This window comes from Kitasatospora sp. NPDC056783 (genome assembly GCF_042789895.1).
GTDB lineage: Bacteria > Actinomycetota > Actinomycetes > Streptomycetales > Streptomycetaceae > Kitasatospora.
Genome location: NZ_JBHUAF010000121.1, coordinates 1 through 21034, shown reverse-complemented (window position 1 = coordinate 21034; position 21034 = coordinate 1). Strand labels below are relative to the sequence as shown.

Here is a 21034-nt window from a genome sequence, read left to right as displayed (position 1 = left end):
GCCCGGGCCCGGCCTCGGCGGACCCGGGCAGTCGCGGCGGCCGCGGGACCTCGCCGCTCAGCCCGCCGGCGCCACCAGCGCCGCCACCGCGCCCGGCGTCCAGTGCCCGGCCGCGCCCGGGCGGGTGGCGAGGTAGCCGGCCGTGCGCCAGGGCCCCCAGCCGTGGGACTCGGCCAGGCCCGCGGCCAGATGGCGCAGGTAGGGGGCCGAGGGGGCGGCGAGTTCGGCGCCGGCCACGCCCCAGGGGGCGGTGAAGGTCAGCAGTGGGTGGCCGTCCCGCTCGCCGACGCGCAGCAGGGTCTCGTAGCGGCCCGGGCCCAGTTCGGCGCGCCCGTCGGCGAGCACCCGGGTGAGGTCGAGGTCGGCGCCGGGGGAGCGGAGTATCTCCTGGGCGGCGATGTCACTGAACTGACCGAGCGTCAGAAGATAGGCGCGGCACGGGACTTCACCGGATGCGGCCGGGTCGTAGAAGGCCGAGCCGCCGCCCCAGGCCGGCGAGCGTCCGGCGAAGTAGACCGTGCCCGGCAGCACGGCGGCCACCGTGCGCCGCGGCGGGCGCCGGTCGCGGCAGCCCGGGTACGCGCGCGCCGCGCCCGCCGGGCGCCCGCCGCGCAGGTAGCGGGCGAGGCGGGCGGCGTGCAGGTTCGACCCGTACGCCACGTACCAGACGAGCGCGCCCCCGCCGCGCGGGCCGCCGCTGTCAGCGAAATCACAGCCCATGGCATCCTTGCCCAGCCTGCTCACAGGAAGGGCCGCCGGGCCCGGTGCGAAAGACTCCCACACGAAGATGGGAAAACCGTGAACAGGCTGATGACCCGACCGAAATCCCCTGATCCGGCAGCCGCCGACTCAGTACCCGTCCCGTTCCGGACGCCATGGTGTCCCTCGCTCTTCCCCGGCCCGTTGTGCCGCTCCGGCATTCGGCGATTACTCTTCACCAGCGCAAACGATCGAAAACCAGCGAAATGTCATTCGATTCGTACCGTTGTCGCCCTTTGCGGCATCGGCGACGGCATCAGTGATGAGAATTTCCTTTGATCGCACCCTCACTGCATCCAGCGGACTCCCAGCGGAGTCATGGTGAGTGGGCGCTCCCTCAGCCGGTGACGACCCCGTCACCCGGCGCGCACCCGTACGCGCCCCCAGGACACCCCGGAGCCAAGGAACCCATCCATGGACGCACGCCACGAAACGGCCGGCCCAGGCACGCTGCACCGCCCCCAGCCGGGCCCCGCGGCCGGCTGGCCGGTGGCCCAGCCGGCCCACCCGCGCAGCCTGCTCGACATCATCGCCGCCACCGCCGACGCGCACCCCCACGCGCCCGCGCTCGACACCGGCGACACCGTCCTCGACTACCGCGCCCTGCTCCACGAGGTCGACACCCTCGCCGGACAGCTGGCCGGCCACGGCATCGGCCGCGGCGACCGGGTCGGAGTGCGCATCCCCTCCGGCACCGCCGACCTCTACGTCGCCATCCTCGCCGTCCTGCGCTGCGGCGCCGCCTACGTCCCCGTCGACGCCGACGACCCCGACGAACGCGCCGAGATGATCTGGCAGGACGCCGCCGTCTGCGCCGTCCTCGGCGCCGGCCGCGCCCTGCACACCTCGCACACCGTCCACCCCTGCGGCTCCCCGGCCTGGCCCACCCCGGCCGACGACGCCTGGATCATCTTCACCTCCGGCACCACCGGCCGCCCCAAGGGCGTCGCCGTCACCCACCGCTCCGCCGCCGCCTTCGTCGACGCCGAAGCCCGCATCTTCCTCACCCACCGCCCGCTCGGCCCCGGCGACCGCGTCCTGGCCGGCCTCTCCGTGGCCTTCGACGCCTCCTGCGAGGAGATGTGGCTCGCCTGGCGCCACGGCGCCTGCCTCGTCCCCGCCCCCCGCGCCCTCGTCAAGGCCGGCACCGACCTCGGCCCCTGGCTCGTCACCCGCCGCGTCACCGCCGTCTCCACCGTCCCCACCCTGCTCGCCCTGTGGCCACAGGAGTGCCTGGACGCCGTACGCCTGATCATCGTCGGCGGCGAGGCCTGCCCCGCCGAACTCGTCGAACGCCTCGCCACCGAGAGCCGCGAGTTCTGGAACACCTACGGCCCCACCGAGACCACCGTCGTCGCCACCGCCGCCCGCATGCTCCCCGGCCACCCCGTCCGCATCGGCACCCCCCTCGACGGCTGGGAGATCGCCGTCGTCGACCAGGCCGGCCACCCCGTCCCCTGGCACGCCAGCGGCGAACTGCTCATCACCGGCGTCGGCACCGCCCGCTACCTCGACCCCGCCAAGGACGCCGAGAAGTTCAGCGCCCACCCCGCCCTCACCTCACCCCGCGTCTACCGCAGCGGCGACCTGGTGCGCAACGACCCCGAAGGCCTCGTCTTCCTCGGCCGCGCCGACGACCAGGTCAAACTCGGCGGCCGCCGCATCGAACTCGGCGAGATCGACGCCGCCCTCCAGTCCCTGCCCGGCGTGCGCGCCGCCGCCGCGGCCGTCCGCAAGACCCCCGCCGGCGCCGACCTCCTCGTCGGCTACCTCGTCGCCCACCCCGGCACCACCCCCGACCTCACCGCCGCCCGCCGCCACCTGCTCGAACGCCTGCCCGCCCCCCTGGTCCCCGTCCTCGCCCTCGTCGACGACCTGCCCACCCGCACCTCCGGCAAGGTCGACCGGAACGCCCTGCCCTGGCCCCTGGCCACCACCGCGACCGCCGCCCCGACCCAGGCCCTCGACGGCACCGCCGGCTGGCTCGCCGGCCACTGGGAGAGCCTGCTCGGCACCACCCCCGCCGCCCACGACGACTTCTTCGCCCTCGGCGGCTCCAGCCTCACCGCCGCCCGCCTCGTCTCCGAACTGCGCACCCGCCACAACGGCGTCTCCGTCGCCGACCTGTACGCCCACCCCGTCCTCACCGACCTCGCCGCCCACCTCGACAGCACCGGCCCCGCCCCCGACACCCCCACCCCCGCCACCACCCCCCGCACCGTACGCCGCACCCCCCGCAGCGCCGGCCTGTGGCAGACCCTCCTGCTCCTCGGCATGTTCTCCCTCGCCGGACTGCGCTGGATCCTCGTCCTGATCGCCCTCGACAACCTCACCGGCAGCAACCTCAACTGGGCCCCCCACAGCTCCTGGTGGCCCGTCGGCGCCGGACTCCTCCTCCTCTACAGCGCCCCCGGCCGCACCCTGCTCGCCGCCGCCGGCGCCCGCCTGCTCACCGCCCGCATCCGACCCGGCAGCCACCCCCGCGGCGGCCACGTCCACCTGCGCCTGTGGGCCGCCGAACGCTACACCGCCATGTTCGGCACCGCCGCCCTCGCCGGCACCCCCTGGGCCCCCCGCTACGCCCGCGCCCTCGGCTGCCGCGTCGGCCCCGGCGTCCACCTCCACACCCTGCCCCCCGTCACCGGCCTCGCCCGCATCGGCGCCCACGCCTCCATCGAACCCGAAGCCGACCTCGCCGGCTGGTGGCTCGACGGCGACACCCTCCACCTCGGCCACCTCGACATCGGCGACGGCGCCCGCATCGGCCACCGCGCCACCCTGATGCCCGGCGCCCGCATCGGCGCCCGCGCCGAGATCGCCCCCGGCTCCTGCGTCACCGCCACCACCCCCGTCCCGCCCGGCGCCCACTGGACCGGCTCCCCGGCCCGCCCCGCCACCGAAGCCCCCGCCGACTGGCCCACCACCCCCGCCCCGGCCACCCGCGCCTGGAACCTCGCCTACGGCGCCGGCTTCGCCGTCTTCGGCCTCATCCCCATCCTCGCCGCCCTGCCCGCCCTCACCATCGTCTACCCGATGATCGACGCCGACACCACCCTGGCCGGCGCCCTCGTCCAACTCCTGCCCGCCACCGTCCCCCTGGCCGCCCTCACCATCGCCTGCTACGCCACCCTCATAGCGCTCCTCGTCCGCCTCCTCTCCCGCCCGCTGCGCCCCGGCTTCCACCCCGCCACCGGCCGCACCGCCTTCTGCGCCTGGGCCGTCAGCCGCCTCAGCGACACCGCCCGGCGCACCCTCTTCCCCTTCTACGCCAGCCTGTTCACCCCCGTGTGGCTGCGCCTGCTCGGCGCCCGGGTCGGACGGCGCGTCGAAGCCTCCACCGTGCTCGCCCTGCCCGGCCTGATGCGGGTCGACGACGGCGCCTTCCTCGCCGACGACACCCTCGTCGCCCCCTACGAACTGCGCGGCGGCTGGCTGCACCTGGGCCCCGCCCACGTCGGACGCCGCTCCTTCGTCGGCAACTCCGGCATCGTCGGCCCCGGCCGCCACCTGCCCGACAACTCCCTCGTCGGCGTCCTGTCCGACACCCCCGCCCACGCCCCCGAAGGCTCCTCCTGGCTCGGACGCCCCGCCTTCGCCCTGCCCCGCGTCGCCGACACCGCGGGCGAGGCCCGCACCTACGACCCGCCCCGGCGCCTGATGTGGGCGCGCGCCGGCGTCGAACTGTGCCGGCTGCTGCCGATCGTCCTCGCCGCCCTGCTCGGCGACCTCGTCCTCGCCACCCTCCAGGAACTGCGCGACGACTACGGGCTGAGCACCGCCCTCGGCGCCGCCGGCCTCGTCCTGATCGCCGCCGCCGTCACCGCCTGCGCCGTCACCACCGCCGCCAAGTGGCTGCTCGTCGGCCGCTTCCGGGTCGCCGAACACCCGCTCTGGTCCTCCTTCGTGTGGCGCAACGAGCTCTACGACACCTTCGTCGAGGAACTCGCCATGCCCTTCGGCGGCCACACCATCACCGGCACCCCCTACCACAACGCGTGGCTGCGCAGCCTCGGCGCCCGGATCGGACGCGGCGTGTGGTGCGAGACCCACTGGCTGCCCGAGACCGACCTGATCACCGTCGGCGCCGGCGCCAGCGTCAACCGCGGCACCGTCCTGCAGACCCACCTCTTCCACGACCGCGTCATGCGGCTGGGCCCCGTCCACCTCGCGGCCGGCTCCACCACCGGCCCGCACTCCATCGTCCTGCTCAACTCCTCGCTGGGGGCGGACACCACCGTCGGCCCCGCCTCCCTGGTCATGCGCGGCGAGAACGTCCCCGGCGCCACCCGCTGGCTCGGCAACCCCGTCGCCGCCTGGGACGCCGACCCCACCCCGCCCACCGGCCGCCGCCGCAGCCGCGGCCGGGCCACCGCCGGGGTGTGACGAGGGTCACCCGGCGGGGGCGATGAGTTCGCGGTGCGGTCACGGTCCTACTCCGTGACCGCGCCGCTTCGCTTCGCATCAAAGGAACCGCTCATGACCGCCGCCACCGCCGCTGCCGCCGTGAAGGGCCCCGCCTCCTACTTCCCGTCGATCGAGAAGAAGTACGGCCGCCCGATCGAGGAGTGGAAGGACCTCATCCGCACCTCGTCGCTGACCAGGCACATGGAACTCGTCGCCTGGCTCAAGGCCGACCACGGCCTCGGCCACGGCCACGCCAACGCCCTCGTCGCCCACACCCTCGCCGAGAGGGCCGTCTGAGCGGGGCCGTCGCCGCGATGACCGACGGCGCGCCCGGAGCGGCGGGGAAAGGCCGCGGGCCCGGACCGCGAACGGTCCGGGCCCTGCGGTTCGGGACGGCACAAGCGACGGGTGGTCAGTTCCCCTGTGCCGCATCCCGACCGGTTCAGCTGTCGACGCTGAAGGAGCCCGGATTCGAATTGAACCTCACCCAACTGCCGGCGGACACGCTGAAGAGCGGCCCGCCCGAACAGTCCACCGTCGAGTAGAAACGGACCTTGCTGTCCGTCTCGTTCCTCGCGCCCCACAACGGCCCGTACACATCCCTCGGTGTCCTGTGGCAGCCCGGGGCCGGATCGGTGTACGCCACGGCCGGGCCGTTGCCCTGCCCGTTGCCGTGCATCACGTTGTAGAACGTCAGAACGCCCGTAGCGGCATGGGCGGACGTGGGGACGGTTACGGCCAGCAGCCCCGCGGCGGTGAGAGTCCCGATCGTGGTGACGAGGCGTCGGCGTCGCATGGTGGAACCTCCCGTACGCCGGGCCGCCGGGCGCGGCCCGCGATCGTGACCAACGGTATTGCTACGTTGGCGAATCGTCACCGGCGTGAAGGGGTGAGGGCGGGGTGCGAGAGCTGGGTGCACCACCCGGCGACTCCACCTTCCGGGAGCCAGGGCATGATCGACCGGCGGGAGAGCGTGGCAGGCGTGGCGGTCGCCGGCTTGCTCGAGCTGCTCGCCCGGCGTTCCCAGCGCTGTGGCCGGGGTGGTCCACCGTGATCGGAAGGCGGCCCGCGGTTCGGGCTACTGTTCCATTGTGACCGGCATCGACGGAGCCCGCCTCGGGGCCGAAGCCGCCCGCCGCCTACGGCAGGCCGACTGCTGCACCATGGAACCCGGCCTCAGCGACGAGGAATTCGAGCGCATCGAGGCCGAGTACGGCATCCGGTTCTCCGACGACCACCGCGCCTTCCTGGCGGCAGGCCTGCCGGTCTTTTCGCCACCCGAAGAAGGCGCCACCTGGGACCAGCCCTGGCCCGACTGGCGCAACGGCGACCCCGAAGAACTCCGTTCCCATCTCGCCTGGCCGGCCGAGGGAGTGCTGCGGGCCGTCGAGCACGGTTACTGGCACACCTCGTGGGGCGCGCGCCCCGATGAACCAGAGGACGCCCGGGCCGTGGCGGAAGAGCACCTGGCAGCGGTGCCCCAGCTGGTACCCCTCTACGCGCACCGGTTCCTTCCCGCAGGCAGCGGAACCCACGGGCACCCCGTCCTCTCGGTCTGGGGCACGGACATCATCTACTACGGCGAAGACCTCGCCGAGTACATCAGCGCCGAGTTCGAGGAGGGATACGAGCACCCCGAGACCTGGGACCCGCGACCGAGCGTCCCCTTCTGGCAGGACTTCGTCCGGTAGCCCAGCGGCTTGCCCGGGGCGCCGCCGGATGTCCGGGAGCTTGTGGGCGATCCGCCACCTACGCTGCCTTGACCGTCCACACGTCACGCCCGCTCGCCCGCAAGTCCTCGACGTGACCGGCGAATCGGGCGGACACGCCGTCCTCCTGGGCCCACCCGGGGTGCGTCGTCGGCGCGCGCCGCGCTGGAAGTCGGCGGGTCCGACTTCACGCGCAGCGTGTGGCCGGTGGCCGGTGGCCGGTGGCCGGTGGCCGGTTCAGGTGCGGGCCGTGGCCACCGCGTCCGTGTACAGCTCGGTCGTCAGGTCGTCTTCGCCGATCCCGAGGCCGGCCAGCACCGCCCGCACGGAGTCGAGTGCGGCTTCGAGGCGGTCCGGGGTGGGTGCGGTGGTCTCGACCTCGATGAACGTCGCGTGGAGTTCGGGGACGCGGACGAGTGTGGCGAGGAACTGCCGGTCGTCGCGTACGAACTCGTAGTTGCGGCAGCGCTTCTCGAAGCGGATGTGCGGGGTGAAGCCGAGGCCGACGATGATTTCGTGAGCGGCTTCGGCGTCCGCGACCCGGGTTTCGGCCTCGGGCTTCGACCCGGAGGCCTCGTCCACCCGGGCGCCCTTGTAGGTGAGTACGGTGCGGGTGTCGTCGGGCCCGTGGACGGTGCGGATCCTCAGCTCGCGGTCGGCGCCCGTCAGGCTGCCGTCCGGGGCGTCGTAGTAGGTGTCGCGGTACACCTCGGCCCGGCCGGGGCCGTACAGCTCCTCCAGTCGTGCGAGGACGTGTTCGGGATCGCGTACGACGGCCTTGAGCTCCGCCTCGATCGCCATTCCGGTTCCTCCTTCAGACCACGCGTTGAGCGCTGTCCAGCAACACCTCGAACTGCCGCCGCCAGCCCCGATAGAGCGGGCCGGACGGGGTGGGTAGCACCTTATACGTTGCCGACTCATGCCCCTCCCAGCCCGCATCGAATGTCCCCACGTAGAGGGTGCTGTCCAGTCGGATGATTCGCCAGACTGGCACTGTGGTGTACCGGTAGACCTCGACATGGCCCACCATGGCGAGTTCCCGGAGCCGGGCCTCGGCGAGGAGAATGCCGCTGGTGAGTGACTCGGCTGACTCTCCGATCTCAGCTGCGCGGCGCATGGCCGCAGGAGAATCCGGGTCGAGGAGAAGGACGCGCAGACGCGGTGCCGGATCGCCGTCGCGGTCGAGGTGCTGTCGTAGTAGGGAGTCGCGGAGGGCGAGGAGACCCAAGCCGCGTACAGCCAGCACGTCAAGTTCGACTGCGGACCGTGCCGCGCGCTGGATCTCGGCGGTCGCGGCAGTCTGGTCGTTGTAGACCCTCACCACCTCGGGGAACGCGGAGAGATCGAATGCGGATCCGGCTGTGCGCTGTCCCGAGGTTCGTGAGGCCAGCCCGAGTAGGCGGCGTGCGGGGTCGGGCATTTGGAGGCCGTCCGCGATTCGCTCGAACACGTCGAGGCGAACGACCTCTCGCCGGCCGTTGATGATCTCGTTCACTCGGCTCTGGGTCATCCCGACGTGAACCGCGAGCCGAGCTTGGCTGGCGCCACTGTGGTGCTGGGCGTAGCGGAACAACGCAGCCACATCCCTGCGTCGGAGTGCGTCACGGACTTCCGAGTTCTGCCATGCGAGATCCGGAAGTTTGATCGGTTCCAGTGCGGTACCCACAGGTTGCTCCTATGGTGCTCAATATTGCATCTCACAGTGAGATTACCGTCTGGGTATCGAGATTGATGATCCGACAGGCGATGCTGAATGCGTAGATACCTATCGGCAGCACCCGTGCTCGGAATCAGGCCAAGTCCAGCATCCATTGTGGCGGCGAGGATGACGATTGGGTCCTTGCTGGTTACGGCAAACGTACTGGGCCCGATCGACTTGGCGGTCGTCTCGTGACCCCTCGATGCTCCTTGAGGTACCTCATGCTCTCTGCCCGCCGTCCCCGCATGTTCGTCGCGCGTCTTGATTCGCGGGTCGAATCCGCGCCGCTGGCCCGCTACTTGCTCCGTGCCTACCTCTCCGGGCTGCCCTCCGGGGACCGCTACCGCGACACCGCCGAACTGCTCCTGTGCGAGCTGTTCGCCAACGCCGTCCGGTACTCCGACGCGCCCGACGACCAGCCCATCGAGATCCGCTTCGCGCTCGTCTACTCCCGGCTGCGCATCGAAGTCCACGACACCGGGAGCGGCCTCCCCACCCTCCGCACCGCCTCTCCGGACGACGAGTGCGGGCGCGGCCTGTTCCTCGTCAACGAACTCGCCGAGCGCTGGGGTTGCTGCCCCCGCCCCGGCAGTCCCGGCAAGTTCGTCTGGGTGCTCGTCGCGCCCGCCCCCACCCCCGTCCTCGTTACCGTCTGAAAGCCGAACCCCACCTCATGCACCTCGCCACCCTCGCCCGCCACACCCTCTCGCGCGGCGCCACCCCCGCCGCGACCTACGCGCTCCTCGCCCGGCTCGGACACCAGCCCCTGCCCTGCGCCCAGGCCGTCTGCCTCGCGCTCGACATCCCGTCCGTCGAGACCGCCCGGCGCCTGGGGGAGTGCCACGACGCCCTGCTCGCCGACCCCCGCCCCGACTCCGAGGCCGACACCGGCGAAGTCCTCGAAGCCCTGGGCGTCTTCGACGTCCCCAAGCAGCTCACTCCCACCGAGCGCACCGTCGTCGCCCACTTCCTGACGGCCATCGACGCCATGGGCGGCATCCGGCCCGGCCACCAGCACGGCCTCACCCGCTGGTTCACCACCGGCAACCTCACCGCCGCCTACCTCTCCCTGGCCGCCGCCGCACCCCTGCCCCGCACGGGAAGCCCCGCCCTCTACTGGACCTCCCTCGTCCAGGCCGGCGAACTCCTCACCGCCGCCCCCAACCCCGACCCCCGCATCCGCTACGCCCTCGCCCACTGCCGCACCCAGGCCGCCCGCACCTGAGCCCCGGGCAACGCCGAAGGAGCCGTACGGCAACGGATGTTGAAGGCGACCTCCCCCCGGCATCCGTTCCTGGCCGTCGCTGCCGTGTGGGCGACACCCTCCCCGCGCGAGAAGTCGGCCCGGCCGACTTCTCACGCGCGGTGGGGGATCGCGGGTGTCGGGCGACGCGCCCGACCGGCCGGGGCGGGGTGCGGGCAGCGGGGGAGGCGCAGCCCCGCCGCCTGACGACTTGCCAGCCATCCCGGCGCTCCCCGATAGTGGGCGCGGGGATTCGCCGGCCAGGACGGTCAACTCAGCTACCGGGACAGGGAATCGACATGGCACGACAGGTCAGGGAGCCCTCTTTCGGCGCGCTCCACCGCAGCGCTTGCGTCATCGGCATCCCCGGGCTGCTCTGGCAGATCGGTCGGCGGTTCGTCCTGGTGTTCTGTGTGGTGCTGCTCGTCGGCCTGGTGGTGATGCGGCCGGACAACGCCGTGATCAAGGCCGTGATCGTCCTGGCGATCGTCCTGGCCGTCTACGGCCTCGCCTTCGCCTGGCGTTGGACGGCCGGGCGGCTCGGCATCCGCCAGTGCCGCCTCCACGAGAACGGCGTGGCCGTGACCGACCTCCTCGGCGGCGTCCAGGGCGCGGTCGCGTGGCGTGACCTGGCGACGGTCAGGGAGATCAACGCGACGGGCATCCTGACGTCCTTCCGCCGCTTCGAGTTCCAGCACCGGGCGGGACACCTGGAGATGATGGTCGTCGTCCTCTCCGTCCACCGCGCCTTCGCGAGCGACCTCATCCGCCTCGCCAACGAGAAGATCGGTGCGCAGGGGGCCTGATCCGCCGCCCGCGCCCGCTACGCCCGCGCCCGCCGCCGCGCCCAAGGGGCCCGTTCCCGAGTCCGGGGAGTGGACCCCCGCCCGACACGAAGGCCCCGGGCCGGGGAGGCGGTTTCCAGCGGTCGTCGCCCACCGTAGTGCGCCCCGTCCGTGCCGTGCGGGCGTGGCGGGGGAGGCGGCGGTGGCCGCAAGCGTCGTGGAGGCCGGCCCGTGGTTCGCGGATGCGCGGGAGCCGGGGCCGCCACCGGCACGATCGGGAAGGCGGCGGCCCCGGCCCCGGCACGTGCTCCGTACGGGCGGGGCATCGACCGCGGATGCCCGTACGGCTGCGGTCGGTGACCATTGGACAACTTCAACAGCACTTGAAGTCAAGACCCAAATGGAGACGGGACCCGCCCGAGAGCGCCGCCCGGCGGCCAGGTAGCCTCGCTGCGGCGGGGGCCTGCGGGGGGACGGACACGGATAAAGCGGACAGGGGCGGGGCGGATGACTGAGCAGCACAGCTACTGGCGGGCGTCGGACGGCGCGGCGGTCAGCGCCAGCCAGGCGCACATCGTGTGGACCAGGGCGGCCTACCCGGCCCTGGTGGAGGTGGCGCGCCGCTACCACGCGGTGATCAGCTACGCGGACCTCGCCGAGGCCGTGCAGGAGGCCTCCGGGGTGCGCACCCGGATCAACCAGCGGCACTGGATAGGCAAGGTGCTGTCCCTGGTGGTCCTGGAGGCCCACCGGCGCGGCGACCCGCCGCTGACGTCCCTGGCGGTGCACGCCACCGACGGCCGGGTCGGCCCCGCCTACCAGGAGGTGCTGGCGGTGGCCGGGCAGCCCCCGGTGGCCGCGGAGATGGACCGCGAGCAGCACGCCGCGGCCGCCCGTCTGGCCTGCTACCGGCACTTCGGCGCCGACCTGCCCGCCGACGGCGGCACGCCCGCCCTGGCCCCGCGCCTGCGCGCCACGGTGGAGCGCAAGGCCGCCGCCACCGCCGTGCCGCGCCCGCCGGCGATCTGCCCCTCCTGCTTCCTGGAGCTGCCCGCCACCCGGGTGTGCGACTCCTGCGGGCAGAGCGTCGCGTAGCGCCGGCCGCCGTGCGGCATAGACCGCCGTGCGGCGGCGGGCGTCAGACGGCACCGGGCGTCAGACGGCGGCGGGCAGCCGTCCGGGCATCTGCCAGCCCTCGGCGAGCCGGGAGGGGGCGATCCGTTGCCCGTCGCCGAAGAACTCGCAGAACTTCATGATCAGCGGGTCCCAGCCGACCGGGTCGACGTAGTGGTCGGTGCCGGGCACGAGCAGGCTCTCCTCGACGTGGGCGCGCACCACCGTCACCTCGAAGGCGGTGCACCGGTTGCCGGTCAGCGCCGTCGCGGACTCCACCCGGCACTCCAGCTGCACCGGGCACTCGGCGGCGCGCGGCGCCCGCACCAGGTCACCGGGCAGCTCGGTCAGCCCGGCGGCCTCGAACTTGCGCCGCTCGTGGCGGTAGCCCTGGCGCCGCCGGTACTCGGGGACGTGCGGGTTGGCGGTCAGCAGCGCGAGGGCGTCCACGGCGTCCACCTGCGCGGAGGACGGCAGGTTGAGCACGCACTCGCCCTCGCGCCGCAGGTTGGCGGCGGTCTGGGAGCTGTCGCCCAGGCCCAGGACGCACGACTGGTTCAGCCACCACGCCGAGGACATCGGCATCAGGTTGGAGCTGCCGTCCTCGTTGCGGGAGCCGATCAGCACCACCGGGGTGCCGAAGTACAGGACCTTGAGATCAGTGACCTTGTGCACGGGAACTGCCGTCCTCGGGAAAAGGGGGAATCGTTGCTGGTCACGACTCTGCCCCGGGCCCGGAAGGGGGCGCTGGCGGAGATCGGACATCCAGTTTCCGACCGTTCCCGAGGACGGCCGCCGGCTCACCCGGCCCCGTCACGGCGTCCGGCCCCTCAGCCCACCGGCCCGTGGGCGGCGATCAGCCGGGCCTGGCCGTCGCGCAGCCGGTAGGACAGGCCCACCACCGCGACCTTCCCCTCGGCGACCCGGGCGGCCAGCGCCTGGGAGCGCTCCACCAGCAGGTCCACGGTCTGGCGGATGTGCTCGTCCACGATGCCGTCCCGGTCCTCGATGCCCGCCGCCTTGGCGGACAGCACGCTCGGGGTCACCCGCTCCACCACGTCGCGGACGAAACCGCCCGGCAGCCGGCCAGCCTCCAGGGAGTCCAGCGCCGCCGCCACCGCGCCGCAGGAGTCGTGCCCCAGCACGACCACCAGCGGGCAGTCCAGCACGCTCACCCCGTACTCGATGCTGCCCAGCGCCTCCGCGCCGGTGACGTGCCCGGCGGTGCGCACCACGAACAGGTCGCCCAGGCCCTGGTCGAAGATGATCTCGGCGGCCAGCCGGGAGTCCGAACAGCCGAACAGCACCGCGAAGGGACGCTGCGCGGGGGCGAGGGCCTTGCGGCGCCCGGCGTCCTGGTTGGGGTGCTCGGGGTTGCCCGAGACGAACCGGGCGTTGCCCTCCATCATCACCCGCAGCGCCTGGGCGGGGTCGGTCAGGAAATCGTCCGTGGGGCCGCCGGTGGGACCGTCGGCGGGGCCGGGTGTCGGGCCGTCGGCGGGGCCGCCGCCCGGGCCGGGCTCGGAGTCGGATATCGGTGTGGGGATCATGCCAGCACCCTAGATCGCCGCAGGCGGAGCCCGCAGCCCAGGGTCACGGGGCGGACGGTACCGGTCGCGGGGCGGACGGCGTCCGGGCGGCCCCGGAACCCGGGTCCGGGGCGCGGCGCAGGGCGAGGACCGTGACGTCGTCGCGGCTGTGCCCGCCGCTCCAGTGCCGGGCCCGCCGGTCCAGGGCCTCGGGCAGGGCCTCGGCGGGCAGCGCGGCCAGGTCGGCCAGGGCCTGTTCGACGGGGTAGAAGGCGCCGGAGGCGTCCTGGGCCTCGGTGATGCCGTCGGTGAGCAGCACCAGCACCCCGTCCCCGGGCAGCGCGAAGCGCCGCACCGGGCGCGGAGCGCCGGCGGGGGCGGCCAGCGAGGCGAGGCCGAGCGGGAGGCCGGCGTCCAGGGCGACGGGCTCCACCCGGCCGTCGGGGTGCAGCAGGTAGGGGGAGAGGTGGCCGCAGTTGACGGCCCGCACCTCGGTGACGCGCCCGTCACCGTCGCGGCCGTCCCCGTCGCGCCCGTCACCGTCCGGCCCGCCGTGCCCGTCACCGTCCGGCCCGCCGCGCACGCACAGCACCGTCGCGGTGACGAAACGCTCCTGCTCGCCGCTCTGCACCGCGTAGGCGTTGTGCCGCTCCACCGCCGCCTCCAGCGCGTCGGCGACGGCCGCCAGCCGCGCCTCCCGGAACGCCGCCTCCCGGAAGGCGCTCAGCACCGCGAAGCCCGCCCCGATCGCGGGCAGCCCCTTGCCCTGGACGTCGCCGACCAGCACCCGGGTGCCGTGCGGGGTCGCCGCGACGTCGTACAGGTCGCCGCCGATCAGGGCGTCCTGCTCCACCGGCCGGTACAGCCCGTCCAGGCGCAGGTCCGCGGTGGCCACGGGCAGCGGACGCAGCAGCTGGCGCTGGAGGGCCACGGCGCTCTGGCGCAACCGCGACAGCTGCCGCTCGCGCCGTACCCGCCGCGCGCACAGGCCGATCACCGCGGCCTCGGCGGCGACCACACCCAGCAGGGTGCCCACCCGGGCCGGCAGGTCGCCGGGCGGCACCAGGAACGAGTGGACCGCGATCACACCGGTCACCCACGCCGAGACGGCCACCGTCTGGGCGACGGTGCCCAGGCCCGCCAGCAGCGCGGGCAGGAACACCAGCAGCAGCACCAGGCGCGAACCGGTGCCGCTGGCCGCCTGGACGAGCAGCACGGCGGCCGTGGCGGCCAGCACGCCCAACGCCACCGCCCGGTTGCCGGGCGCGCGCGGGGCGGTGTCGTCGCTGTCCACCCGCCGCCCTCTCCGCCGTCCGGCCGTTGCTCCAGGGTGGTCGGCGCGCGGGCGGGCGCGCGAGCGGGCTGCGCCGGGCGGGGGACACCGGACGGGCACACCGCCCGTCGGCGCGACTCGGTACGGTGGCCGGTGTGTCTCCTGAAGCCGGCCCCGTGAACCGCGCGTCCCGCCCGCCGCTGGACGACCTGGTCCGGCTGCGCCGGGCCCGGGACCGGATGGACCGCGAGTACGCGCGGCCGCTGGACGTGCCGGCGCTGGCCCGCACCGCGCTGATGTCCTCCGGCCACTTCTCGCGCAGCTTCCGCGCCGCCTACGGGGAGACCCCGTACAGCTACCTCATGACCCGCCGGATCGAACGGGCCAAGGCGCTGCTGCGGCGCGGGGACCTGAGCGTGACCGAGGTGTGCATGGCGGTGGGCTGCACCTCGCTGGGCTCCTTCAGCACCCGCTTCACCGAGCTGGTGGGGGAGAGCCCCAGCGCCTACCGGGCCCGCGACCACCAGGACGGCGCGGCGATCCCGGCCTGCGTCGCCAAGGTCGGCACCCGCCCGGTGCGGCGCCCGGACGCCGCCGGCCCCGGGGGCTTGACGGGCGGGGGCCCGACGGGCGCCGGCCGGTAGCGTGAACGGCATGAGCATCGAACTCGCGCAGTGCTTCATCGCCGTCGACGACCACGACCGGGCGCTCGCCTTCTACCGCGACGTCCTCGGCTTCGAGGTGCGCAACGACGTCGGCTTCGAGGGCATGCGCTGGGTCACCGTCGGCTCGCCCGACCAGCCCGGCGTGGAGATCGTCCTGGAGCCCCCGCTGGCCGACCCGCACGCCTCCGAGGACGACCGCCGGGCCGCCGCCGAACTCCTCGCCAAGGGCCTGCTGCGCGGCGTCATCTTCCGCACCGACGACTGCGACGCCACCTTCGAGCGGCTGCGCGCGGCCGGCGCCGAGGTGCTCCAGGAGCCGGTGGACCAGCCCTACGGGGTGCGCGACTGCGCGTTCCGCGACCCGTCGGGCAACATGCTGCGCTTCAACCAGCCGCGCGCCAACTGACCGCCGCCGGGCCCGGGTTCGGGCCCGGGTTCGGGCACGGGCGGGCGGCGGGTGGCCGGCGGGTGGCCGGGCGGGGCGGTGTCGCCGGCCTTGGCGGACCGGGCGGCCGGGAGGGGGCTTCGGGGCGGGCCGCCCGGCGCGTGGGGGCGTTCGCGCAGGCAGGCGGTCCCGGGGGTGCGCCGGTGCGGCACCATGGGGCGATGGAGATCATTCGACAGACAGTCAGTTCCGGTTCGCCGCTGGAGCCCCGGATCGGTTTCTCCCGGGCCGTGCGCAAGGGAGCCTACGTCGCGGTCGCGGGCACCGCCCCGATCGGCGAGGACGGCACGACGGTCGGCCAGGGCGACGTCCACGCCCAGACCGTCCGCTGCCTGGACATCGCCGAGGCCGCCCTGCGGGAGGCGGGCGCCACGCTCGCGGACGTGGTGCGCACCCGCGTCATGCTCACCGACATGAGCCGGTGGCGGGAGGCCGCGCGCGCCCACGGCGAGCGCTTCGCGCAGATCCGCCCGGTCACCACCTTCGTGGAGGTCTCGCGCTTCATCGACGAGCGCTGGCTGGTCGAGGTCGAGGTGGACGCGGTGATCGGCTAGATCCCCGCCCGGCGGGGGAGCGGCCCGGACGGCGGGCCGCGCCCCCGGGGCGGCCGGGGGCCGGGGGTGGCGGCCGGGGGTGGTCGGGGAACGGGCGGAATGAACCACGCAAGGGCCGCGTTGGCCCAGGTCGGATACCCCCACCCGTATTATTTCGGGCATACCGTCCGACCGAGAACGGAGCCGTCCGTGAACCGCCCCGCCCCAGCAGCCGCCCGCACGCCCGCCGCCGACCCGCCGGACGCCGGCGGCACCCGACCCGGGCCGCTCGGCCGCCTCGGGGTGTGGTCCACCCGGAACTTCAAGGCCGTCCTGATCGGCTGGCTGATCATCGTCATCGGCCTCGGCGCCTTCGCCCCCAAGGTCACCACCGCGCTCTCCGGCGCCGGCTGGCAGGCCGACGGCTCCCAGTCCGTCCAGGTCCGCGAACTCGCCGAACAGCACTTCGCCGGCAACGCCTCCTCCGCGATCCAGATCGTCGTCACCGCCGACCGCCCCGTCACCGACCCCGCCGTCCGGCAGGTCATCACCGAGGCCGCCGACCTCGCCGCCGCCGACCCGCGCGTGTCCACCGTCGTCCAGCCCCAGCCCGGCGCCACCATCAGCCCCGACGGCCGCACCGCCGTCCTGCTCGCCGGCGCCAACGCCTCACCCGACGACATGGTCCGCGCCGCCGACGACCTCAAGGAACCCCTGAACGCCCTGTCCACCGACGGCATCGGCGTCCACGCCACCGGCGCCTCCGTCCTGTGGAGCGACTTCAACAAGGCCAACCACGACGCCATGATGAAGTCCGAGTTCATGTCCTGGCCGGTCACCCTCGCCATCCTCGTCCTCGCCTTCGGCTCCCTGGTCGCCGCCGGCCTGCCCCTGCTGCTCACCATGGCCGGCCTCGCCGCCTCCGCCGGCTCCCTGGTGCTGATCAGCCACCTCTTCCCGGTCTCCGTCTGGGCGATGAACTTCGCCATGATGTTCGCCCTCGCCCTGGGCATCGACTACGCGCTCTTCCTCGTCGTGCGCTTCCGCGCCGCCCGCCGCACCGACCGCACCGACCGCGCCGACCGGCGCCCGGACCCCGTGCGCGCCGTCGCCGAGACCATGGACACCGCCGGCAAGGCCGTCCTGCTCTCCGGCGCCACCGTCCTGGTCAGCCTCTCCGCCGTGATGCTCGTCCCCTCCCCGGCGTTCCGCTCCATGGCCGGCGGCATCATGCTCGCCGTCCTCTTCGTCCTCGCCGCCACCCTCACCCTGCTGCCCGCCGTCCTCGGCAGGCTCGGCCACCGCGTCGACGCCCTCTCCCTGCCCTGGGCCAAGTCCCACACCACCGCCTCCCCGCGCTTCGCCGCCTGGGGCGAACGCCTGTGGAAGCACCCGCTGCGCTACGGCGCCCTCGCCCTCGCCGCCCTGATCGCCCTCGCCGCCCCCGTCATCGGACTGCGCACCGCGATGCCCTCCATCGCCGTCCTGCCCGAGGACGCCAGCGCCCGCGCCGGCTACACCGCCGTCCAGCGGGCCTTCGGCCCCGGCGCCCCCGGCACCCTCCAGATCCTCACCCCCACCGACCGGGCCGCCGACGTCGCCGCCCGGATCGCCACCACCCCCGGCATCGCCGCCGCCATGCCCGCCCAGCCCGCCGCCGACGGCTCCGCCTGGTCGATGATCCAGGCCGTGCCCACCGTCGACCCCTCCAGCCCCGACCTCTCCCACACCGTCCACACCCTGCGCGCCGAACTGCCCGCCGACACCCTGGTCGGCGGCGCCGCCGTCGAGAACCTCGACCTCCAGCACCTGCTCACCGAGAAGACCCCGCTGGTCATCGGCGTGGTCATGGCCCTCGGCTTCCTGCTGCTGCTCGCCGCCCTGCGAGCCCCGCTGATCGCCGCCCTCGGCACCGCCGCCAGCCTGCTGTCCACCGGAGCCGCCTTCGGCGTCGCCCGCCTGGTCTTCCAGGACGGCCACGGCGCCGGCCTGCTCGGCTTCACCCCCCAGGGCTTCCTGGACGGCTGGGCACCGGTGTTCTTCTTCGCCATGATCTTCGCCATCGCGATGGACTACACCGTCTTCCTCCTCGCCTCCGCCAAGGAGCACTACGAACGCACCGGCGACCCCAAGGCCGCCATGACCGGCGCCCTCGCCCACTCCGGCCGGGTCGTCTTCGCCGCCGCCGGCGTCATGGTCGCGGTGTTCTTCACCTTCGCCCTGTCCGGCCCGCTGCCGCCCAAGGAGATGGGCATCGTCCTCGGCACCGCCGTCCTCCTGGACGCGGCCCTGGTCCGGCTCATCCTGCTCCCCGTCCTGCTGCGCCTGACCGGGCGCGCCGCCTGGCACACCCCGCGCTGGCTGGACCGGGTGCTGCCGCGGATCTCCTTCTCGCACGACTGAGCGGCCGGGTCCGCACGCCTCTGCCCCCGCCCCCGGCGATCCGCCGGGGGGCGGGGGCACGCCCGTCGCCGCTCCCGCCTCTCAGCAGACGGTGTCGGAGGCCGGCAGCGCGCCCGTCGACAGGTAGGCGTCCACGGCCGCGTCCGCGCAGGCGCTGTAGGCGTTGAGGTAGAGCGTGTGGACGCGGCCCGGGACGGTCACCAGGCGCGAGCCCGGCAGCCGGGAGTGCAGGGCGAGCGCGCCCTGGTAGGGGGCGTGGGTGTCGCCGGTGGCGTGGAGCTGGAGGGCGGGGACGGCGGTGCGGACCTCGACCGCCGCCTCCAGCGGGGCGCCGCGCCAGAAGGCGCACGGGGTGGGGCCGTTGTAGACGGGGCCGAAGACGGGCGCGGCGGCGCGGGAGCGCTCCACGGCCTCGCGGTACCACTGCGCCGAGCGGGGCGCCGCCGCGTCGTCGCACAGCACCGCGGCCGTGGACGCGAGGGCGGCGCCGCCCTCCGGGTTCGGCAGCAGGAGCATGGCCAGCGCCTCGTGCAGGGCCTCGCCCGCCTGGACCGGCTTGCCGTCGGCGGCGTCCAGCAGCCGGCGCAGCGTGTCCGCGTAGAGGGCGTCGTCGCGGTCGTCGCTCTGGAAGAGCGTGAGCAGCACCGGCAGCAGCGCGCCGTCGATCCGGAACCCGTCGACGGCGATCGGCGCCGCCTCCGCCCGGCGCACCAGGTTCTCGACGGTGGCCCGCACCGCCGCCGGGGTGGCGCCCAGGCGGTAGTCGGCGTCCCGCGCGGCCGCCCAGGCCGCGAAGCCGTCCAGCGCGCGCTCGTTGGCGCCGGCCATGTCCTGGAACAGCCCGATGCCGTAGCGCGCCGGGTCGGGCCCGCTGTCCAGCACCAGGCGGTCGACGCGCTGCGGGAACAGCTGCGCGTACACCGCGCCCAGCAGCGCGCCGTAGGACTGCCCGAAGAACGACGTCCGCTGCTCGCCGAGGGCCGCGCGCAGCACGTCGACGTCCCGGGCGGTGTTGCGGGTGGTCAGGTGCGCCAGCAGGTCCGGGTACTTGCTCCAGCAGGCGTCCGCGTCGGCCTTGGCCAGGCTCCAGGCCTGGTCGAAGCCGGCCCGCCCGGCGCCGGCCGAACGCAGCCAGGTGCCGCGCGTGAGGCCGCAGTCCAGGCCGGAGCTGGCGCCGACCCCGCGCGGGTCCATGCCGACCAGGTCGTAGGCCGCCGCCGCGGCGGGCGCCAGCCGCTCCCGCAGCGCCACCGGCATGTCCAGCCCGCGCTCACCGGGCCCGCCCGGGTTGGTCTGGAGGATGCCGCGGCGCGCGGCGGGGTCGGCGGAGCGGATCCGGGAGACGGCCAGCGACAGGGTGCGCCCCCGCGGCTCGCGGTAGTCCAGCGGGACGGCCAGCCTCGCGCACTCGGCGCCGGCTGCGGCCAACTGCGGCTCCTGGCAGGCGGACCAGGCGAGCGGCTGGCGGCGGAAGCGCTCCAGCGGATCGGCGGAGGACGGATCGGGGGAGGGCTGGGCTCCGGAGGACTGGACTTCGGACGGCCGGGCTCCGGAGGGCTGGGCGGCGGGAGCGGCCGGGGCCGCCGCCGCGAGCACGGTGGCCGCGGACAGGACGAGGGCGGCGGCGAGCGCCGGTGCGGTCTTCATGAGGGGCAGCCTAGAAGGGAGTTGACGCCAGTCGCCGGGCCGGTCCGGCGAACCGCCTTGACCTCAAGCCGACTTGAGACCCTACGGTCGGTCGCGTCCGGAAGACCGCATCGCAAGGAGCAAGCGAACGTGACGATCGAGACGTACGCGCCGGAACTCATCGCCGCCCAGCCCATCGGGGCGTGGACCGGCGAGGTCTACCGCCGCCTGGTGGTCGAGGGCCTGCGCCGCCGGCTGGCCGTCGAAGACCTCACCCAGCCGCACTGGTGGACGCTCAACCACGCCGCCGGCCGCCCCGGCGGCTGGACCCGCACCACCCTGACCGAACGGCTCACCCCCTACGACGACCAGGACACCGCCTTCGACGCCGTCTTCGACGACCTGATCGCCCGCGGCTGGCTGAACGAGGACGCCGACGGCGGCGGCCTCACCCTGACCGAGGCCGGCGAGGCCGGGCGCCTGCGCGCCCGCGAACGCAACCTGGAGATCAACGAGCGCGCCCACGAGGGCATCGACCCCGCCGAGTTCGTCACCACGATCAACGTGCTGCGCCGCATGGTCGCGAACCTGGGCGGCAACGGGAACCTCCCCGACTGACGCGGCCCCTACCGCGGGCCCCGCGCGGCTTTCTCGACGGGCCGGGCGGGCCGGGGTGTGGAACGGTGGAAGGCCGGGGGTGTCCCGGTTGCGAGAGGAGTGGCCATGTCGTCGAAGCGCCGCCGCAAGAAGAAGGCCAGGGCCAGGCGCGGGGCCAACCACGGCCGCCGCCCCCAGTGCTGATCAGCGGCCGAACGGGTGAGGGCGCCCGGACGGGCCGCACGGCCCTC

General features: G+C 74.3%; 20 protein-coding genes. 12 read left to right on the top strand and 8 right to left on the bottom strand.

Annotation, left to right across the window (positions count from 1 at the left end; translation table 11 throughout):
- Positions 1–57 precede the first annotated feature (57 nt).
- Complete coding sequence (locus ACFRMQ_RS19100) at positions 58–720, bottom strand: histone deacetylase (RefSeq protein WP_380731647.1); 663 nt, start codon at positions 718–720, stop codon at positions 58–60.
- Between the two features lie 453 nt (positions 721–1173).
- Between ACFRMQ_RS19100 and ACFRMQ_RS19095 the strand changes: the two genes are divergently transcribed.
- Together ACFRMQ_RS19095 and ACFRMQ_RS19090 are read left to right on the top strand one after the other, a co-directional pair.
- On the top strand, positions 1174–5142 hold the full coding sequence (locus ACFRMQ_RS19095; protein WP_380731646.1) for a Pls/PosA family non-ribosomal peptide synthetase: 3969 nt from the start codon (positions 1174–1176) through the stop codon (positions 5140–5142).
- A 93-nt stretch (positions 5143–5235) separates the two neighbouring features.
- Positions 5236–5460, top strand: a complete 225-nt coding sequence (locus tag ACFRMQ_RS19090; RefSeq protein WP_380731645.1) for a DUF4287 domain-containing protein — start codon at positions 5236–5238, stop codon at positions 5458–5460.
- A gap of 145 nt (positions 5461–5605) precedes the next feature.
- Here the strand turns inward: ACFRMQ_RS19090 and ACFRMQ_RS19085 are convergent, their stop codons facing one another.
- A complete protein-coding gene (locus tag ACFRMQ_RS19085) occupies positions 5606–5959 on the bottom strand; it encodes a hypothetical protein (RefSeq protein WP_380731644.1) in 354 nt (117 codons plus the stop codon).
- A gap of 295 nt (positions 5960–6254) precedes the next feature.
- On the opposite strand from ACFRMQ_RS19085, the gene ACFRMQ_RS19080 reads away from it, so the two are divergent.
- Positions 6255–6854, top strand: a complete 600-nt coding sequence (locus ACFRMQ_RS19080; protein WP_380731643.1) for a hypothetical protein — start codon at positions 6255–6257, stop codon at positions 6852–6854.
- Between the two features lie 255 nt (positions 6855–7109).
- Here ACFRMQ_RS19080 and cyaB read toward each other — a convergent pair whose 3' ends face one another.
- Both cyaB and ACFRMQ_RS19070 read right to left on the bottom strand, forming a co-directional pair.
- A complete protein-coding gene (gene cyaB, locus ACFRMQ_RS19075) occupies positions 7110–7673 on the bottom strand; it encodes a class IV adenylate cyclase (RefSeq protein WP_380731642.1) in 564 nt (187 codons plus the stop codon).
- 13 nt (positions 7674–7686) lie between these two features.
- Positions 7687–8454, bottom strand: coding sequence for a helix-turn-helix domain-containing protein (locus tag ACFRMQ_RS19070; protein ID WP_380731650.1), 768 nt, complete (start codon positions 8452–8454; stop codon positions 7687–7689).
- A gap of 362 nt (positions 8455–8816) precedes the next feature.
- Here ACFRMQ_RS19070 and ACFRMQ_RS19065 point away from each other — a divergent pair, with 362 nt between their 5' ends.
- The 4 genes from ACFRMQ_RS19065 to ACFRMQ_RS19050 all read left to right on the top strand — a co-directional run bounded on the left by ACFRMQ_RS19065 (position 8817) and on the right by ACFRMQ_RS19050 (position 11694).
- Positions 8817–9227 (top strand): ATP-binding protein, encoded by a 411-nt coding sequence (locus tag ACFRMQ_RS19065; RefSeq protein ID WP_380731641.1) that lies wholly within the window; start codon positions 8817–8819, stop codon positions 9225–9227.
- A 17-nt stretch (positions 9228–9244) separates the two neighbouring features.
- Positions 9245–9796, top strand: coding sequence for a hypothetical protein (locus tag ACFRMQ_RS19060; RefSeq protein WP_380731640.1), 552 nt, complete (start codon positions 9245–9247; stop codon positions 9794–9796).
- Positions 9797–10113: 317 nt separating this feature from the next.
- On the top strand, positions 10114–10620 hold the full coding sequence (locus ACFRMQ_RS19055) for a hypothetical protein (protein ID WP_380731639.1): 507 nt from the start codon (positions 10114–10116) through the stop codon (positions 10618–10620).
- A gap of 486 nt (positions 10621–11106) precedes the next feature.
- Positions 11107–11694: a hypothetical protein gene (locus ACFRMQ_RS19050; RefSeq protein ID WP_380731638.1), complete on the top strand. Its 588-nt coding sequence runs from the start codon at positions 11107–11109 to the stop codon at positions 11692–11694.
- A 60-nt stretch (positions 11695–11754) separates the two neighbouring features.
- On the opposite strand, the gene ACFRMQ_RS19045 is transcribed toward ACFRMQ_RS19050, so the two are convergent.
- From ACFRMQ_RS19045 to ACFRMQ_RS19035, 3 genes are all read right to left on the bottom strand, one after another.
- Positions 11755–12387: a flavin reductase family protein gene (locus ACFRMQ_RS19045; protein WP_380731637.1), complete on the bottom strand. Its 633-nt coding sequence runs from the start codon at positions 12385–12387 to the stop codon at positions 11755–11757.
- 155 nt (positions 12388–12542) lie between these two features.
- Complete coding sequence (locus ACFRMQ_RS19040; protein WP_380731649.1) at positions 12543–13121, bottom strand: carbonic anhydrase; 579 nt, start codon at positions 13119–13121, stop codon at positions 12543–12545.
- 184 nt (positions 13122–13305) lie between these two features.
- On the bottom strand, positions 13306–14535 hold the full coding sequence (locus ACFRMQ_RS19035; RefSeq protein WP_380731636.1) for a PP2C family protein-serine/threonine phosphatase: 1230 nt from the start codon (positions 14533–14535) through the stop codon (positions 13306–13308).
- Between the two features lie 218 nt (positions 14536–14753).
- Here ACFRMQ_RS19035 and ACFRMQ_RS19030 point away from each other — a divergent pair, with 218 nt between their 5' ends.
- The 4 genes from ACFRMQ_RS19030 (at position 14754) to ACFRMQ_RS19015 (ending at position 18560) form a co-directional block, all read left to right on the top strand.
- Positions 14754–15158 carry a helix-turn-helix transcriptional regulator gene (locus ACFRMQ_RS19030; RefSeq protein WP_380731648.1) on the top strand — a complete coding sequence of 135 codons (405 nt, stop codon included), beginning with the start codon at positions 14754–14756 and terminating at the stop codon, positions 15156–15158.
- A 10-nt stretch (positions 15159–15168) separates the two neighbouring features.
- Positions 15169–15585: a VOC family protein gene (locus ACFRMQ_RS19025; protein ID WP_380731635.1), complete on the top strand. Its 417-nt coding sequence runs from the start codon at positions 15169–15171 to the stop codon at positions 15583–15585.
- A 200-nt stretch (positions 15586–15785) separates the two neighbouring features.
- On the top strand, positions 15786–16178 hold the full coding sequence (locus ACFRMQ_RS19020; protein WP_380731634.1) for a RidA family protein: 393 nt from the start codon (positions 15786–15788) through the stop codon (positions 16176–16178).
- Positions 16179–16367: 189 nt separating this feature from the next.
- Positions 16368–18560, top strand: coding sequence for an MMPL family transporter (locus tag ACFRMQ_RS19015; RefSeq protein WP_380731633.1), 2193 nt, complete (start codon positions 16368–16370; stop codon positions 18558–18560).
- A gap of 81 nt (positions 18561–18641) precedes the next feature.
- Here the strand turns inward: ACFRMQ_RS19015 and ACFRMQ_RS19010 are convergent, their stop codons facing one another.
- Positions 18642–20207 (bottom strand): alpha/beta hydrolase, encoded by a 1566-nt coding sequence (locus tag ACFRMQ_RS19010; RefSeq protein WP_380731632.1) that lies wholly within the window; start codon positions 20205–20207, stop codon positions 18642–18644.
- A gap of 129 nt (positions 20208–20336) precedes the next feature.
- Here ACFRMQ_RS19010 and ACFRMQ_RS19005 point away from each other — a divergent pair, with 129 nt between their 5' ends.
- Positions 20337–20804 carry a MarR family transcriptional regulator gene (locus ACFRMQ_RS19005; RefSeq protein WP_380731631.1) on the top strand — a complete coding sequence of 156 codons (468 nt, stop codon included), beginning with the start codon at positions 20337–20339 and terminating at the stop codon, positions 20802–20804.
- The last annotated feature ends 230 nt before the right edge of the window (positions 20805–21034 follow it).

Excerpts from the sequence above, each read along its gene's own strand:
- ACFRMQ_RS19055 (WP_380731639.1), top strand. The coding sequence starts at position 10,114 with ATGGCACGACAGGTCAGGGAGCCCTCTTTCGGCGCGCTCCACCGCAGC.
- ACFRMQ_RS19050 (WP_380731638.1), top strand. The coding sequence starts at position 11,107 with ATGACTGAGCAGCACAGCTACTGGCGGGCGTCGGACGGCGCGGCGGTC.
- ACFRMQ_RS19065 (WP_380731641.1), top strand. The coding sequence starts at position 8,817 with ATGTTCGTCGCGCGTCTTGATTCGCGGGTCGAATCCGCGCCGCTGGCC.
- ACFRMQ_RS19020 (WP_380731634.1), top strand. The coding sequence starts at position 15,786 with ATGGAGATCATTCGACAGACAGTCAGTTCCGGTTCGCCGCTGGAGCCC.
- ACFRMQ_RS19030 (WP_380731648.1), top strand. The coding sequence starts at position 14,754 with ATGGACCGCGAGTACGCGCGGCCGCTGGACGTGCCGGCGCTGGCCCGC.
- ACFRMQ_RS19100 (WP_380731647.1), bottom strand. The coding sequence starts at position 720 with ATGGGCTGTGATTTCGCTGACAGCGGCGGCCCGCGCGGCGGGGGCGCG.
- ACFRMQ_RS19010 (WP_380731632.1), bottom strand. The coding sequence starts at position 20,207 with ATGAAGACCGCACCGGCGCTCGCCGCCGCCCTCGTCCTGTCCGCGGCC.
- ACFRMQ_RS19060 (WP_380731640.1), top strand. The coding sequence starts at position 9,245 with ATGCACCTCGCCACCCTCGCCCGCCACACCCTCTCGCGCGGCGCCACC.
- ACFRMQ_RS19025 (WP_380731635.1), top strand. The coding sequence starts at position 15,169 with ATGAGCATCGAACTCGCGCAGTGCTTCATCGCCGTCGACGACCACGAC.
- ACFRMQ_RS19090 (WP_380731645.1), top strand. The coding sequence starts at position 5,236 with ATGACCGCCGCCACCGCCGCTGCCGCCGTGAAGGGCCCCGCCTCCTAC.
- ACFRMQ_RS19095 (WP_380731646.1), top strand. The coding sequence starts at position 1,174 with ATGGACGCACGCCACGAAACGGCCGGCCCAGGCACGCTGCACCGCCCC.
- ACFRMQ_RS19085 (WP_380731644.1), bottom strand. The coding sequence starts at position 5,959 with ATGCGACGCCGACGCCTCGTCACCACGATCGGGACTCTCACCGCCGCG.
- cyaB (WP_380731642.1), bottom strand. The coding sequence starts at position 7,673 with ATGGCGATCGAGGCGGAGCTCAAGGCCGTCGTACGCGATCCCGAACAC.
- ACFRMQ_RS19040 (WP_380731649.1), bottom strand. The coding sequence starts at position 13,121 with ATGATGGAGGGCAACGCCCGGTTCGTCTCGGGCAACCCCGAGCACCCC.